The sequence below is a fragment of the Planotetraspora silvatica genome (assembly GCF_016863315.1).
Classification (GTDB): Bacteria; Actinomycetota; Actinomycetes; order Streptosporangiales; family Streptosporangiaceae; genus Planotetraspora; species Planotetraspora silvatica.
Window position 1 is genome coordinate 232,879 of sequence record NZ_BOOQ01000026.1, and the last position, 15,547, is coordinate 248,425.

At 71.9% G+C, this 15,547-nt stretch carries 13 protein-coding genes; 6 read left to right on the forward strand and 7 right to left on the reverse strand.

Annotated elements, in window-relative coordinates:
- Nucleotides 1–48: 48 nt before the first annotated feature.
- Both Psi02_RS20345 and Psi02_RS20350 read right to left on the reverse strand, forming a co-directional pair.
- A complete protein-coding gene (locus tag Psi02_RS20345) occupies nt 49–852 on the reverse strand; it encodes an MBL fold metallo-hydrolase (protein ID WP_203976411.1) in 804 nt (267 codons plus the stop codon).
- Nucleotides 849–1,847 (reverse strand): cyclic nucleotide-binding domain-containing protein, encoded by a 999-nt coding sequence (locus Psi02_RS20350; RefSeq protein WP_203976413.1) that lies wholly within the window; start codon nt 1,845–1,847, stop codon nt 849–851. The genes Psi02_RS20345 and Psi02_RS20350 overlap by 4 nt, the downstream gene beginning before the upstream one ends.
- Before the next feature lie 132 nt (nt 1,848–1,979).
- Between Psi02_RS20350 and Psi02_RS20355 the strand changes: the two genes are divergently transcribed.
- The 6 genes from Psi02_RS20355 to Psi02_RS20380 are packed head-to-tail and all read left to right on the forward strand — an operon-like array spanning nt 1,980 to nt 12,127.
- Nucleotides 1,980–3,281, forward strand: a complete 1,302-nt coding sequence (locus Psi02_RS20355; RefSeq protein ID WP_203976415.1) for an adenylate/guanylate cyclase domain-containing protein — start codon at nt 1,980–1,982, stop codon at nt 3,279–3,281.
- A gap of 2 nt (nt 3,282–3,283) precedes the next feature.
- Nucleotides 3,284–3,958 (forward strand): ABC transporter ATP-binding protein, encoded by a 675-nt coding sequence (locus Psi02_RS20360; RefSeq protein WP_203976417.1) that lies wholly within the window; start codon nt 3,284–3,286, stop codon nt 3,956–3,958.
- Nucleotides 3,955–6,357: an ABC transporter permease gene (locus Psi02_RS20365; protein WP_203976419.1), complete on the forward strand. Its 2,403-nt coding sequence runs from the start codon at nt 3,955–3,957 to the stop codon at nt 6,355–6,357. Before Psi02_RS20360 ends, Psi02_RS20365 begins: the two co-directional genes overlap by 4 nt.
- A gap of 2 nt (nt 6,358–6,359) precedes the next feature.
- The gene (locus Psi02_RS20370; protein WP_203976421.1) at nt 6,360–8,762 is read left to right on the forward strand and encodes an ABC transporter permease; all 2,403 of its coding nucleotides are present in this window, start codon (nt 6,360–6,362) and stop codon (nt 8,760–8,762) included.
- Between the two features lie 24 nt (nt 8,763–8,786).
- Nucleotides 8,787–10,691 carry a sensor histidine kinase gene (locus Psi02_RS20375; RefSeq protein ID WP_203976423.1) on the forward strand — a complete coding sequence of 635 codons (1,905 nt, stop codon included), beginning with the start codon at nt 8,787–8,789 and terminating at the stop codon, nt 10,689–10,691.
- Nucleotides 10,688–12,127 (forward strand): phytoene desaturase family protein, encoded by a 1,440-nt coding sequence (locus Psi02_RS20380; RefSeq protein ID WP_203976425.1) that lies wholly within the window; start codon nt 10,688–10,690, stop codon nt 12,125–12,127. Before Psi02_RS20375 ends, Psi02_RS20380 begins: the two co-directional genes overlap by 4 nt.
- On the opposite strand, the gene Psi02_RS20385 is transcribed toward Psi02_RS20380, so the two are convergent.
- The 5 genes from Psi02_RS20385 to Psi02_RS20405 form a co-directional block, all read right to left on the reverse strand.
- A complete protein-coding gene (locus Psi02_RS20385) occupies nt 12,093–12,467 on the reverse strand; it encodes a response regulator (RefSeq protein WP_203976426.1) in 375 nt (124 codons plus the stop codon). The two genes, Psi02_RS20380 and Psi02_RS20385, sit on opposite strands and share 35 nt — an antisense overlap.
- A gap of 46 nt (nt 12,468–12,513) precedes the next feature.
- Nucleotides 12,514–13,203, reverse strand: a complete 690-nt coding sequence (locus Psi02_RS20390; protein WP_308442250.1) for a response regulator transcription factor — start codon at nt 13,201–13,203, stop codon at nt 12,514–12,516.
- Between the two features lie 39 nt (nt 13,204–13,242).
- Nucleotides 13,243–13,662 carry a CoA-binding protein gene (locus tag Psi02_RS20395; RefSeq protein WP_203976428.1) on the reverse strand — a complete coding sequence of 140 codons (420 nt, stop codon included), beginning with the start codon at nt 13,660–13,662 and terminating at the stop codon, nt 13,243–13,245.
- Nucleotides 13,663–13,702: 40 nt separating this feature from the next.
- A complete protein-coding gene (locus Psi02_RS20400; RefSeq protein ID WP_239095021.1) occupies nt 13,703–14,299 on the reverse strand; it encodes a GNAT family N-acetyltransferase in 597 nt (198 codons plus the stop codon).
- Between the two features lie 213 nt (nt 14,300–14,512).
- Nucleotides 14,513–15,520 (reverse strand): sugar phosphate isomerase/epimerase family protein, encoded by a 1,008-nt coding sequence (locus tag Psi02_RS20405; RefSeq protein ID WP_203976430.1) that lies wholly within the window; start codon nt 15,518–15,520, stop codon nt 14,513–14,515.
- Nucleotides 15,521–15,547 lie beyond the last annotated feature (27 nt).

Here is a 15,547-nt window from a genome sequence, read left to right on the forward strand (position 1 = left end):
GTTCCATTCGACCACGATCCGTTCTCCGAACCCAGGGGGGTGTCCGCGTCACGGCGTTCCGGCGGAGATGACGTCGCCCTGCCGGGCGAGCTCCACGCCGGTGGCCCCCAGAGCGTCCAGGTCCTCGTCCGTACGGCCCGGCGCGTGGTGGGTCAGGACGAGCCGCCGTGCCCCACAGCGCTGCGCGAAGGCGACCGCGTCGCCGACGGTGGCATGGCCGTACGCGTCGGCGGTCGCCTGCTCGGCGGCCAGGTACTGGCCGTCGTGGAGCAGGAGGTCGACTCCCGACGCGAGTTTCTCGGCGGCCGCCGACTCGATCTGGGGACAGTGGTCGGGCAGGTAGGCCACGGAGACGCCGTCGCCTTCGATCCGGATCCCGTGGGTCAGCCCTCCCTTGTGCGCGATCTCGGCGACCCGCACGGTGTACCCCTCGACGGTGTGCCCCTCGACCGGGCCGTCGCCCGACCTGAGGAACCGCCAGTCGCCGCGGAGCCCTCCGGGGTCGATCGGAAAGTGCGGCGGCGACATGACCCGGGCGAGAAGCCTCCGCGGATCGCCGTCACAGGGCAGGTAGAGGTCGACGCGGGCGTCCGGCCGGTCGATCGGGGGGCAGAAGGGCAGGCCCTGCAGATGGTCCCAATGGAGATGGGTGAGCATGATCGAGCCGCGGAACGGCGTCCCGCCGAGCAGCCGGCCCAGCCCCCGCAGACCGGTGCCCGCGTCGAGCACCAGCCGGGGGACGTCGGAGTCGTCGGGCAGGACGGCGACGCAACTGGTGTGCCCGCCGTACCGGACGAACTCCGGACCGGGCGCGGGCGTCGAGCCCCGCACGCCGAGCAGGGCGAGTCTCACGCGAGCGAGTCCTCTCGGCGATGGCCTTGCGCGAGGCGGGCCAGGGCGGTGCGGTCGACGGCGTCGGGGGAGGCCTCGGCGACCCGGACGGGTGTGGTCGCGGTCAGCGTGGCCGTACGGAGGCCGCCTTCGAGCACCGCGCGCTCGCCCAGGATGGCCCCGGGGCCCAACTCGGGCAGCGCCTTGCCGTCCACGTCGACGGTGAGGACCCCGTCGAGGAGCAGGAACAGCGACGACCCCGGCTCGCCCTGGCGGACCAGCACGGACCCGGCCTCGAGCGTCCGGATCACGGGCTTGCGGCCGCCCCGCATGATGAGCGCCGACATCTCGCGCTCCAGGGCGGTCTCCGCAGCGGTGACCAGGACCGGCGAGTCCTCGTCACCCCATGGTGTGCTCTCGGTTCCCTCCTGGCCCGCCCACGTCTTGTAGTCGGTGAGGCCGGCCTTCATGGCGAGCGTGTCGTCGGCGTCGTAGACCCAGTGCCGGGGGAACGGGCTCGCGCCGTTCAGCGCGCCCTCGGCCCGGCCGTCGGCGTGGAGCGTCAGCGACAGCGTGGTCCACACGAACGGGGACTGCAGCCGCATGTACGGCGGGCGGGAGCTCCGCCGGGGGAGCGGCATCGCGGTGCGGCCTCCGACGGTCTGGGTGAAGCGGATCCACCCGTCCCCGATCTCGGGTTCGGCGCGCAGGTCCGGCAGTGAGAAGGCGGCGAAGGTCACGCCGAGCGGGCCGAGCCGTACGGTGGTCGACCCCATGATCAGGCCGCCGTCGACGCCGTGGTCCACGAGCGCGCCGCCGTCGAACTCGGCCCAGGCCTCCAGCCGATGGGCGAAGCGGAACGCGTCGGCCGCGCGCAGGGCGGCCAGGTCGTCGATCGAGTCGGGGGGCGGCTCGTCGTAGTGGGCGATGCCCATCGTGAAGGCCGGCTTGGTGTAGCCCTTGACGGCCTCGGACGGGATCCAGGAAACGGACGTGATGTGCGATGTGACGTGCATGGTCTCGACGGTAGGAATCGCGGTCGCCGCATACGAGGGCGTCACCCTGCCACCGTGCGGGGGTGCCAGCATCCCCTATCCGTCGTCCCAGCACCCTTTCTGGTGGGGATGCGGCCGATATCTAATCGGCTCGTGGATCGGATCACGCTGGTGCTCGCGGACGACAACCTCATCGTCCGCGAAGGGGTGCGCGCTCTGCTCGCCCGCGACCCCGCCCTCGAGGTCGTGGGGCTCGCGGCCGACTACGACGAACTGGTCGCGGCCGCGGTACGGCTGCGCCCGCAAGTCATCGTCACCGACATCCGGATGCCGCCCACCTTCCAGGACGAGGGCATCGAGGCCGCGCGCGAGGTGCGCAGGCGGTTGCCGGGAACCGGCACGGTCGTGCTCAGCCAGTACGACGACCCCGAGTACGCCGTCCGGCTGCTGGGGGACGGCGCGGCGGGCTACGCCTACCTCCTCAAGGACCGGGTGTCGGACGCCGGGCTGCTCGGCCGGGCGATCCGCGCGGTCGCCACCGGTGGATCCCTGATCGACCCGATGATCGTGCGAGAGCTCATGGACCCCGCCCGCGACGAGGGCGCGCTGTCCGAGGCGAAGGAGAGCCTGCTCCGCCAGGTCGCCGAGGGGAGACCGGTCAAGGCGATCGCCCTGGCCAGTGGAGACACGCCGGAGGCGGTGAACGCCGCGATCGAGCAGCTCTTCCTCGACCTCGCCGACGGCGCGAGCAAGGGACGGCAGAGCGCGCTACGCCGGCTGCGCATGCTGCACACCGCGATCCTGCGCCGTGAGGAGCAGGGCGAGACGTTGTCCCGGCTCCTGCCGAGCGGCCTGGCGGACAAGCTCCGCAGGGACCGCGGGGCGGTCGATCGGACCGAGCGCCTGAACGTCACCGTCCTCATGTCCGACGTGCGCGGTTACTCGGGCATCGCGGAGAGCACCGACCCGGCCGTCCTCGCGGGACAGCTCAACGCCCATCGCAGGGCGATGAACGGGGCGATCCTCGACGCCGGCGGGACCGTGATGCAGTACGTCGGTGACGCCGTGATGGCCGTCTTCGGCGCGCCCGACCCGTCGCCCGACCATGCGCGCAGCGCCATCCGGGCGGCCTGTGACATGCACGTACGGCAGGCCGAGCTGGACGCCGTGTGGGCGGCGCAGGACCTGGCTCCCTTCTGGCTCGGCATCGGGCTGTCCACAGGGGAGGTGGCGGCGGCGCTGCTCGGCAGCGACGAGCGGGTGGAGTACACGCTCGTCGGCGACACCGTCAACCTCGCCCAGCGGATGCAGGACCTGGCCCGCCCCGCGGGGACGGTCGCCGCCGAGACGACCGTCCGCGCGGGCGGCGACGCCTGGCCGTGGAAGTCCCTGGGCGCGCGCCCGGTCAAGGGCCGCAGCACTCCCGTCAACGCCTATCACCTGGTGGTGAACTGAACATGCCCACCGCTGTTGAGATGAAGGGGGCCAGGCGGACCTTCGCCGCGGAGCTCGCCCCCGTCCGCGCCCTCCGGGGTGTCGACCTGTCCGTGAACGAGGGCGAGTTCATCGCCGTCACGGGCCCGTCAGGGTGCGGCAAGTCCACCCTCCTCAACGTCATCGCCGGGCTGGACACGGTGGACGAGGGCACGATCGAGGTCGCCGGCGAGCGGGTCGACGGCCGCGACGAGGACTGGCTCGCCCGCTTCCGGCGCCACCACATCGGCTTCGTCTTCCAGTTCTTCAACCTGCTCGACGGCGTCTCGGCGCTGGACAACCTCGTCATGCCGGGAGTCCTGGGCGGCATGAAACGGCGGGCCGCCGAGACCCGGGCGCGTGACCTGCTCGACCTGCTCGGGCTCGGCGACCGCACCCACCAGGTGCCCGCGGTGTTGTCGGGAGGGCAGCGCCAGCGGCTGGCCATCGCCCGTGCCCTGGTGAACGAGCCGACACTCCTGCTCGCGGACGAGCCGACCGGGGCGCTCGACAGCGAAGGCGGGATGGAGGTCCTCGAGCTGTTCCGCCGGCTTCACGACGACGGCCAGACGATCATCATGGTCACGCACTCACCGGACGTGGCGGCGGGCGCGGGCAGGGCCGTACGACTGCGCGACGGCAGGGTGGACGTGCCATGACGACGATCTCCACGTGGCTGCGCATCGAACTGCGCAGGCGCTGGCGGCCCCTGGTGGTGCTCGCCCTGCTCGTGGCCTTCGCCACCACGACGGTGCTGACCGCCTTCGCGGGCGCCCGTCGCGGTGAGACCGCGGTCGACCGGCTCCTGGCACCGACCCTGCCCGCCACCGTCGCCGTCCTGCCCAACCAGCCGGGCTTCGACTGGGAGAAGATCCGCACTCTGCCGCAGGTCGAGGCGCTCACGTTGTTCCCCGTGTCGGGCTTCGGGGTCGACGACATCCCCTGGACCGACCATGTGGACGCGTTCCCCCCGGTCGACGACCAGTTGCTGCGCACCATCGAGCGGCCCGTCGTCATGGAAGGACGGCTCCCCGACCAGTCGCGTGTCGACGAGGTCGTCGTCGCCCCGGGCTTCCTCGCGTCCTACCACCGGAAGGTCGGCGACCAGGTGACCCTGCGGCTCCCGTCGCCGGAGCAGATCGACCGCGAGGACTTCGACCCGGCCACAGGTGAGCCGTTCGCCGGTCCCACGGTCAAGGCCAGGATCGTCGGCGTGATCAGGACCCCGTGGTTCGCGGAGGACGTCGGAAGCCCGGGAGGCGTGCTCCCGTCGTCCGCGCTCGTCACCCGGTACCGCGACAACCTCATCGGGCAGTCCAGCTTCGTCAACGCCCTGGTGCGTCTGAAGGGCGGTGCCGACGACGTGGAGAGCTTCCGCGCGGGTCTGGCGGCGGCGTCCGGCCGCAACGACATCGACGTCTGGGACATCGACGTCAAGTTCCACGAACCGCGCCGGCAGCTGAACCACTTCGAGGCGATCTCTCTGGCGGCCTTCGGCCTGGCGGCCCTTGCCGCGGCGATCGTGCTGGTCGGCCAGTCGGTGGCGCGGTACGCCGCGGCCACCGCGGCCGACCTGCACGTGCTGCGCGCCGTCGGGCTGGCCACCCGCCAGGGCGTCGTGCTGGCGTCTGCGGCGCCCTTCCTGGCCTCCCTGGCAGGCGCCACCCTTGGTGTCGCGGGGGCGGCCGTCGCCTCGTTGTGGACGCCCATCGGAGCGGCGTCGCTGCAAGAGCCTGCTCCCGGCTTCGACGTGGACTGGCTGGTCCTGGTGGCCGGGTGGGTGCTCGTGCCCCTCCTCGTGGTGGTGGGGGCCGGGAGCGCGGCCGCGTTCGCCCTGGTCGTGCGGCACGGCGAGGGGTCACCGCGCCGGTCGGTGGTGGCACTCACCGCTGCCCGTCTGGGCCTTCCGGTGCCGATGGTGGTCGGCGCCCGCCTGGCACTGGAGCCCGGCCGCGGGCGCAGCGCCGTGCCGGTGCGGCCCGCGCTGTTCGGGGCCGTTGCCGGAGTCCTCGGGGTGCTGGCCGCGTTCACGTTCTCCGCCGGTGTGCACGACGCTGCCACCAATCCGGAGCGGTTCGGCCAGACCCACCAGTTGGAGAGCTATCTCGGCTTCAACGGTGAGGACATGGGGCCGGTCAAGGACCTGCTTCCCGCGATCGCTGCGGATCCGCAGGTGGCGTCGGTCAACGACTCCCGGATTGCGGTCGCGGAATCCGTCGGGACCGTGAATCCCACCTCGGTGACCACCTACACCTATGCCCCCATGGGAGGGCCGTTCCCGGTGGTCATGTTCGAGGGACGGCTGCCCGCCGGCGCCGGAGAGATCGTGCTCGCCCCGGGCAGCGCGGACAGGATGGGGGCGGAGGTCGGCGGACGGGTTCGGCTGGCGAGTGGAGGCTCGCCGGTGACGATGACGGTGACGGGGATCGGCTTCGTGCCGGCGGGCCCCCACAACAACTACAGCGACGGCGCGTGGGCCACTTCCGCCGGGTACGACCGGCTCTTCGCGGGTGCGAGCTATAAGTTCAAGTTCCACCTCGCCCACGTGACACTGCGGCCAGGCGCGGACCCGAAGGCCGTCGCCGCCCGGTTGTCGGCCATGGGCCCCGGGTTCGCCCCACCCGAGCCGCTACCGGAACTGCGGAAGATCCGTGACGTGCAGGCGCTGCCCATCGTGCTGGCGGGGTTTCTCGCGGTGCTCGCCGTGGGCGCGGTCGGCCATGCCCTGGCCACCGCCGTACGGCGGCGCCGTCATGAGGTGGCCGTGTTGCGCGCGCTGGGCATGACCCGTCCGCAGGCGCGCTGGGCGGTGGTCACCCAGGCCACCCTGCTCACGCTGGTGGGACTCGCCGTCGGCGTGCCGCTGGGTGTGGCGATGGGCCGTACGGTCTGGCGGCTGGTCGCGGACTTCATGCCGCTCGACTACCTGGTGCCGGTCGCCTTCTGGGCGTTGTTGCTGATCGCGCCGGTCGCGTTGCTGCTCGCGAACCTGCTCGCCGCGTGGCCGGGCCGCATCGCCGCCGGGCTCCGCATCGGCCACGTTCTCCGGACGGAATAGTCATGATCGCCACATGGCTCCGGTTGGAACTGCGTCGCCGCTGGCGGCCGCTACTGATGCTCGCCCTCCTCGTGGCCTTCGCCACCGCGACGGTCCTGGCCGCCTTCGCGGGCGCCCGCCGCGCAGTCACCGCGATCGACCGGCTTCAGGTGGGGACCCTGCCCGCCACCATCGCTGTCCTGCCCAATCAGCCGGACTTCGACTGGGGGGCGATCCGGGCACTGCCCGAGGTCGAGACGCTGACGACGTTTCCGGTGTCGGGCTTCGGAGTCGACGGCATCCCCATGAGTGAGAACCCGTCCACGTTCCCTCCCGCCGACGATGATGTCCTGCGGACCATCGAACGGCCCGTCGTTCTGGAAGGGCGGCTGCCCGACCCGGCGCGGATCGACGAGGTCGTGGTCAGCCCACGCTTCCCGGTCGTCTACCACCGTGATGTCGGAGACGACCTGACCCTGCGGCTGATGTCGGTCGCGCAGGCGAGCCGCGACGACTTCGACCCGGCCGGCGCCGAACCGCTCGCCGGCCCCGCAGTCAAGGTGAGGATCGTCGGGGTGATCCTTTCGCCGTGGTACACGGAGGACGTCGGGCAGACGCCAGGCCTGCTCCCGACGCCCGCGCTCTTCGCTCGGTACCCGGACAACTTCGTCGGCCCGAACGGGACCATCAACGCCCTCGTGCGTCTGAAGGGCGGCATCACCGCGCTGCACGCCTTCCAGGAAGGTCTCGCACGGGCTTCGAAGCGCAACGACATCGACGTGTGGGATCTGGAGTCCAAGTTCCAGGACACCCGACGGAGGGTGGACGCCTTCGAGGCCGCGTCGCTGTCGGCCTTCGGCCTGGCCGCGCTGGCTGCCGCGATCGTGCTGATCGGCCAGTCGGTGGCACGTTATGCCACCGCCACCGTGGCCGACCTGCAGGTGCTGCGCGCCGTGGGGCTGACCTCCCGACAGGGCGTCGTGGTGGCTTCAGCCGGGCCGCTCCTCGCCGCGCTGGCGGGGGCGACGCTGGGGGTGGTGGGCGCGGCGGTCGCCTCGGTGTGGATGCCGATCGGTGCGGCGGCCCTGCACGAGTCCGCTCCCGGGTTCGACGTGGACTGGCTGATCCTGGGGGCCGGCTGGGTGCTGGCTCCCGTCCTGGTGCTGGCCGGAGCGGCAGGCTCGGCGGCGGTCGCGCTGGTCGTGCGGCGTGGCGCGGGGTCTGCGCGCCGCTCGGCCGTCGCGCTCGCGGCGGCACGGCTGGGATTGCCGGTTCCCATGGTGGTCGGTGCCAGGTTCGCTCTGGAGCCTGGACGCGGGCGGAGCGCCGTTGCGGTGCGGCCCGCGCTGCTCGGGGCCGTCGCCGGGGTGCTCGGGGTGCTGGCCGCGTTCACGTTCTCGGCCGGCGTGAGCGACGCGGCGGGCCATCCGGAGCGGTTCGGCCAGACCTTCGAACTGAGTACCTGGGCGGGCTTCAACGGCGACGACTTCGCGTCGGTCAAGGAGGTGCTTCCCGCGATCGCCAAGGATCCGGGAGTCGCGTCCGTCAACGACGCCAGGATCGCGGTCGCGGAATCGGTCGCGGAATCGGTCCCGGCCTCGGTCACCACCTACACCTACGCCCCACAGGGCGGTCCGTTCCCCGTGGTCATGCTGGAGGGAAGCCTGCCCTCCAGCGCCGACGAGATCGCGCTGGCCCCGCTCAGCGCGCAACGCCTGCACGCGGAGGTCGGCGGCGAGGTGCGACTGGAGAGCGGAGGAGAGCCGGTGACGATGAAGGTGACCGGGATCGCCTTCGTGCCGGTGGGGTCTCACAACAACTACAGCGACGGGGCGTGGGCGACTCCCGCCGGCTACGACCGGCTCTTCGAGAAGGCCTACTTCCCGTTCAAGTTTCATCTGGTGCTGGTTTCGCTCCGTCCTGACGCGGACCCGAAGGCCGTCGCCGCTCGTCTGGCCGCCGCGACCGGAGGCGCCCCGTTCAGCGAGTCTCCTCCGCTCCTGGAGATGCAGCAGATCCGCGACGTCGAGCAGCTGCCCATCGTGCTGGCGGGCTTCCTCGCGCTGCTCGCGCTGGGCGCGGTGGGGCATGCCCTGGCCACCGCCGTACGGCGGCGGCGCCACGAGGTGGCGGTGTTGCGGGCGCTCGGCATGACCAGGAGGCAGGCACGATGGTCGGTGGTGGTCCAGGCCACGCTTCTCGCGCTGATCGGGCTCGCGGTCGGCGTCCCCCTCGGGGTGGCGGTGGGCCGGACGGTCTGGCGGGTGGTCGCGGACTTCATGCCGCTCGACTACCTCGTGCCGGTCGCGTTCTGGGCGTTGCTGCTGATCGCGCCGGTCGCGTTGTTGCTCGCCAACCTGCTCGCCGCGTGGCCGGGCCGCATCGCCGCCGGGCTCCGCATCGGCCACGTTCTCCGGACGGAGTAGGTATGAAGGAGTCAGGGTGAAGTCATGGTCGTAGCCTCCGTCGTCGTCGCCGCAGCCTGGCTGATCGTCGCCGCCGGTGCGGTGGCCGCCGATCGCAGGGCACTGGCGCGTGCCGCCCTGCTGGTCGCGATCGCGCAGGGGGTGGCGACGGTCTGGCCGGCCTGCACGCCCCTCGCCGTGGCCGCCTGGTTCGCCTGCGGGCTCGGCCTGCCCGACGGCGTGCTCGGGTCGTGGACGCGCCGGGCGTTCGCGGCGGGGGTCTTCGCCGCCGCCACGGCCTGGAGCGTGGTGATGGTCACGGGGGCGACGACGCCGCCGGCCGGGGGCGTCGTCGTGGTGGCGGCGGCGGCTTCGGCCCTCGCACTCATCGCGGTCCTGTTGCGCTGCCCCCGGGCTCCCGCCGGACGGCGTCGCACACTCCAGTGGGTCGCGGCGGCCGCGGTGGTGACGGTGGCCGCCGACTCCGTGCTGGTCGCGACGTATCTCCTGCTCGGGACTCCGGACGATCTGCTCACCTGGGCGCTCGCCACGATGGCCCTGATGCCGGTCGGCGTGCTCCTCGGTCAGGTGTCCCTCACCGCCCGGTTCTCCGAGCGGGGGCTGGTCGAGGCCATCGTGATCGCCGGGCTGGCGATGCTGGTGGTGGCCGTCTATCTGGTCGTGATCATCGGACTGGCCAGGTCGCCGACGGAGCCGGAGCGCGCCGTGCTGCTCGCAAGCGTGGTCGCGTCCCTCACCGCCGTCGGGCTGGGACTGCCGCTCCGGTTCCGGCTGGTGTCGTTCGGGGAGGGGCTGCTCGGACGGCGCGGGCAGACGCCGGAGGAGGCGCTGGCGTCGTTCGGGGCGCGGATGAGCCGCGCCGTGCCGTTCGACGAGTTGCTGCTGCAACTGGTGGAGTCGCTGCGCGCCACGCTCGGCCCCGCTGGAGCCGAGGTCTGGGTGGGCACAGAAGGCGTCCTGCACCGGACCGTCAGCGTTCCCGAACGGGGCGACGCCGCGCTGGTGCTCGACCCGAAGGAGCGTCTGGTCGTCGGCCGGACCCGCATCGGCGGGCCCGCCTGGTTGTCGGTCTGGCTGCCGTCCCTGATCGAGGACAGGGACGCCCCGATCCGGGTCGCTCCCGCGGCACACCTCGGAGACCTGCTCGGCCTGCTCGTGGTGCGGCGGCAGGCCGACGGCGTCGAGTACTCCGACGAGGACGACCGCGTGCTCATCGAGCTCGCCCGGCAGGTCGGCCTCGCGCTGCACAACATGCGTCTCGACTCGGCGCTCCAGGCGTCGCTGGAGGAGCTGCGCCAGCGCAATGAGGAACTCCAGGCGTCGCGATTGCGGATCGTCACCGCCGCCGACGCCTCCCGCCGCGCCATCGAGCGCGACCTGCACGACGGCGCCCAGCAACATCTCGTCGCGCTCTCGGTAAAACTGGGACTGGCGGGCGAGCTTCTCAAGGAGGATCCGGCCATCGCCGCCGAGATGCTGGAGGAGTTGCGGGCCGACGTGCAGAGCACCAATGCGGCCTTCCGCGAGCTGGCGCACGGCATCTATCCGCCCCTGCTGCGCGACCACGGCCTCGGGGAGGCCCTGCGGTCGATCACCCGGCGGGTGGCCCTGCCGTACGAGGTCGACGTGGACCTGCCGCGCCGTTTCTCCGAGCAGGTCGAGGCCGCCGTTTACTTCTGCTGCCTGGAGGCGATCCAGAACGCGGGCAAGTACGCCGGGCCGGACGCCTCCATCGAGGTGCGCATCCACATGGACGGCGACCTGCTGAGGTTCTCGGTCAGCGACGACGGCGCGGGGTTCGACACCGGGGGCGGGCACGGCCACGGGTTCGTCAACATGACCGACCGCCTGGGCGCGATCGGCGGGCGCTTGCGCGTCGAATCGGACCCAGGTACGGGGACCACGATAAGCGGGGAAATATCGGTATGAGTGGGTTTGATGCGGAGTTCGACGCGGTCGTGGTCGGCTCCGGCCCGAACGGGCTGATGGCCGCCGTGACGATGGCCGACGCGGGCCGGCGGGTGCTGCTGGTCGAGGCGGCCGGCGTCTGCGGAGGCGGACTGCGCACCGAGGAACTGACGCTTCCCGGGTTCAGGCACGACGTCTGCGCGACCGTCCTGGCGATGGCGCTGGCGTCCCCCGCGTTCCGCGGGCTCGACCTCGGCGTCGAGTGGGCGCACCCTCCGGTGCCCGCCGCGCATCCGCTGGACGGGCGGCCCGCCGCTCTGGTGCACCGCGATCCCGAGCGCACGGCCGAGTCGTTCGGCCGGGACGCGGCGGCGTGGCGGGCCACCGTGGGGGCCGCCGCACGGGCCGGGTTCCCCCTCGTCGACACGCTGCTCGCCCCGCTCTCGCCGCCGAAGGCGCCCTTCAGTGCGGCCCGTTTCGGAGTGCCGGCCGTCCTGCCGCTGACCTGGCTGGCCCGGTCGGCGTTCCGCACGCCGGAGGCGCGCGCCGTGCTCGCGGGGATGGCGGCCCACTCGATGCTCGACCTGCGCGCCCCCCTCACCTCCGGGTACGGCATGCTGCTGGCGGCCCTCGCCCACCAGGTGGGCTGGCCGGTCGCGCGCGGAGGCTCCCAGGCGCTGGCGGACGCGCTGGTCGGCCGGCTCGTCCAGCACGGCGGCGAGGTCGTGACGGGGCACACGGTGCGGAGCCTGGACGAGTTGCCGCCCGCCCGATCGATCCTGCTCGACCTCACACCGCGCCAGGTCGTCGCCGTCGCGGGGGACCGGCTTCCGGCCTCCTACCTGCGGCGTCTGACGCGTTTCCGGTACGGTCCCGGCGTCTTCAAGATGGACTGGGCGCTCTCGGCCCCCGTCCCGTGGCGGGACCCCTCGGTCGCGTCCGCGGGTACGGTCCATCTGGGCGGCACCATGGAGGAGATCGCCCGGAGCGAGGCCGACGTGGCGCGCGGGAGACATCCGGACCGGCCGTACGTGCTGGCCGTCCAGCCCAGCGTGGCCGATCCGAGCCGGGCCCCGGAGGGGTCCCACGTCCTGTGGGCCTACTGTCACGTCCCGAACGGCTCCGACGTCGACATGAGCGCGGCGATCGAGGCCCAGATCGAACGGTTCGCCCCAGGGTTCCACGACGTCGTGCTGGCCCGCCACGTGATGGGGCCGGCGGCGCTCGAACGACGCAATCCCAACCTCGTCGGCGGCGACATCGGAGGCGGATCCGCCCAGGCCGGCCAGTTCGTGGGCAGGCCCGTCTACGGGACGCACCCGTGGGCGACGCCGGCCGAGGGCCTCTACATCTGCTCGGCCAGCACTCCGCCGGGACCGTCCGTACACGGCATGGGGGGACTGCAGGCGGCGCGGCTGGCGCTCAGACGGGAAGAGCGCGCAGCAGCGCGGGTGTGAGGTCGTCCTTGCGGATGTAGGTGAGCGCCCCACAGGTCGCCGCGTCAGGGGGCAGGTCGTCGGCGGCGTAGGTGGACACCAAGACGATCTTGGTTTCCGGGGCCCTCGCGAGAATCCTGCGCGTGGCCTCGATCCCGTTGATGCCGGGCAGGTTGATGTCCATGAGGATCATCGTCGGCCGGGCGAGCGCCGCCTGGTCGTAGGCGTCCTCGCCGCTCTCCGCCTCGCCGACGACGCGCCACCCCGGCAGGAGACGCACGAGAGCGCGCGCGACGGAACGGAACGGTGCCTGGTCGTCGACGATGAGCACGTCCACGTGCGACGCCTCCTTAGCGGTCATGGCTTCAGCCTGCCCGAAAGGGCAGAGACGACCAAGGTTGCGGACCCTACATTTTCTGGGTGCTAGCACCACCCTTTTGGGCGGACAGATACAGCAGGACGGCCATCACCCGGCGGTTGACGTCGGGTTCGGCGCCGAGGCCCAGCTTCGCGAACAACGCGTTGATGTGCTTCTCCACGGCGCGCTCGGTCAGGAAGAGCGCCGCCCCGACGGCCGCGTTGCTCCTGCCCTGCGCGATCTGGGCCAGCACGTCGCGCTCCCTGGCGGTCAGCCCGGAGAGAGGGGAGGTCTTCGCGCGGATCGAGTCCGTGACCAGCGCCTCGACGACGGCCGGATCGATGACCGAGCCTCCGGCCGCCACCGTGCGGACCGCGTGGATCAGCACCTGCGGATCGCCGACCCGCTCCTTGAGCAGATACGCCCGCCCGGCGCTCCCCGTGGCCAGCAGCGGCGTGGCGTACGCGGGCTCGGCGTACTGCGACAACACGACGACACCCATGCCTGGACGACTCGCCTGGAACCCGATGGCCGCCTGGATGCCCTCGTCGGTGGAGGTCGGCGGCATCCGGATATCGGTCACCACCACATCGGGGGCGTGCTCGCCCACGGCCGCCAGCAGTTGGGGCAGATCGGCGGCGGTGCCCACCACCTCCAGGTCGTCCTGCAGGTCGAGCACGCGCCGCACGCCCTCCCGCACGAGAAAGGAGTCCTCCGCTATGACTATCCGTATCGCCACGCAGGAAGCTTATTCCGCGACGGGCCGCCGGAAGAGGGCTCAGGCCTGGCGGCGCAGGGCCCACTCGACACCGGGGCAGCGGTCCATGACCACGTCGAGCCCCGCGTCGAGGGCGCGCTGCGCGGCGGCCTCGTCGATGACATCGAGCGGCAGCCATACCGCGCCGGCGCCCACCGCGATCGCCTCGTCGACGAACTCCCCGGCGAACTCGGCCCGCCTGTACACCCCGACGACGTCGACGGGGGCCGGCACGTCGGTCAGCCTCGCGTATCCCTGCTCGCCCAGCACGGTCTTCGCGGCGGGATGGACCGGGATGATCCGCTTGCCTCTGTTCTGGAGCAGTCTCGCCTGCTGGTAGGCCGTACGGCCCGGGTCGTCACCGAGCCCGACGAACACCCATGTCTTCGACTCGTTGAGCAGTCGCCTGATGACGTGCGGATCCGCGAAGCGATCGTCCATGTCCTTCGACAACGCCGCGGGCCCCGTCCGCGCTTCCCGGTCAGGGGCGGCGTGCCCGGCCTGCCTGGTTGATCCGGGCGTGGACCTCCATGTCGTGCCACCCGTCCGCGTGGAGGAGGGCGCTGTGCAGCGTGCCCTCGTAGGCGAACCCCGCCTTGTCCGCCACGAGGCAGGACGCGGTGTTGTACGTGGAATGGTGCAGTTCCACCCGGTGCAGCCCGAGATCCTCGAACGCCCATCGCGTCGTCTCCGCCGCGGCCCGCGCGGCGACCTCCCGCCCGCGCGCGTCGGGCAGGATCCAGTAGGTGACCTGGGCCAGCCCTTCCGCCAGATGGATGTCACGCAAGGAGACGCGGCCCAGCACCTCGTCGACGGCCGGGTCGGTGACGGCCCAGCAGGCGTCCGTCTCGGCCTGCCAGCGCGCCGGCCACTGGGCGATCCACTCGGTCGCCTGGTCGAGGGAGGTCATCGAGCGGCGGTGCCAGCGCTGGATCGCCGGGTCCGAGAACGCCGCCAGCACGGCGGGGGCGTCGCGGGGAAGCCAGGAGCGCAGGAGCAGGTCGTCCGTCAGGAGGACGGGCTGCTCGTTGTCACGCATCCAGCCGGGAGCCACTACAGGGAAGGGATGGGACGGCACAGAGCCATTCTCCCCTCCGGCCGATGAGGGACATGTCACCGGGTCGGTCATTTGTCCCCCAATGTTGTGTGGTCCTCGGCGAGAGGTCGCACACGTGCGCCGTACGGTGTACGTCGGAGGGGTCGCGCCGTGCGGCGCGACCCCTCCCGCGGACCGTCACTCCCTGATCAACTCGCCGATCAACTCACTGATCTCTCACTGATCTCTCACTGATCACTCGCTGGAGAACGCGGCGTCGAAGGCCGCCTCGGGCGGGGTGATGGCGTTCAGGGTGCGGATGTAGGCGAGGGCCTCGGGAGCGCCGGCGAGGCGGTCCATGCCCGCGTCCTCCCACTCGATCGAGATGGGGCCGTCGTAGCCGATCGAGTTGAGGGCCCGGAAGCAGTCCTCCCAGGGCACGTCGCCGCGTCCGGTGGAGACGAAGTCCCAGCCCCGGCGCAGGTCGGCCCAGGCCAGGTGCGAGGACAGCCGGCCGCGGCGGCCGTCGCCGATGCGGACCTTGGCGTCCTTGCAGTCGACGTGGTAGATCCGGTCGGCGAAGTCGAGGATGAAGTTCACCGGGTCGATCTGCTGCCACACCATGTGGGAGGGGTCCCAGTTCAGCCCGAACGCGGGCCGGTGGCCGATGGCCTCCAGCGTGCGGACGGTGGTGTGGTAGTCGTAGGCGATCTCACTGGGGTGGACCTCGTGGGCGAACCGCACGCCCACCTCGTCGAAGACGTCCAGGATCGGGTTCCACCGGTCGGCGAAGTCCTGGTAGCCCGCGTCGATCATCCCCGGAGGCACCGGCGGGAACATGGCGACGGTGTGCCAGATCGACGAACCGGTGAAACCGATCACGGTGTCGACGCCGAGCAGGGCCGCCGCGCGAGCGGTGTCCTTGATCTCCTCCGCGGCGTTGGCGCGCACCTCCTCGGGGTCGCCGGAGCCCCAGATACGGGCGGGCACGATGCCCTTGTGCCGCTCGTCGATCGGGCTGTCGCAGACCGCCTGTCCCACGAGGTGGTTGGAGACGGCCCATACCTTCAGGTTGTGCTTGTCCAGCGTCTCCAGCTTGCGCGGGACGTAGTCGGGCTCGGCCAGCGCCCGGTCGACCTCGAAGTGGTCGCCCCAGCAGGCGATCTCCAGGCCGTCGTAGCCCCATTCGGAGGCGAGCCGGCAGACCTCCTCGAAGGGCAGGTCGGCCCACTGACCGGTGAACAACGTTATGGGTCGTGTCATGAGTCCTCCACGGTGACGAAACGGCTG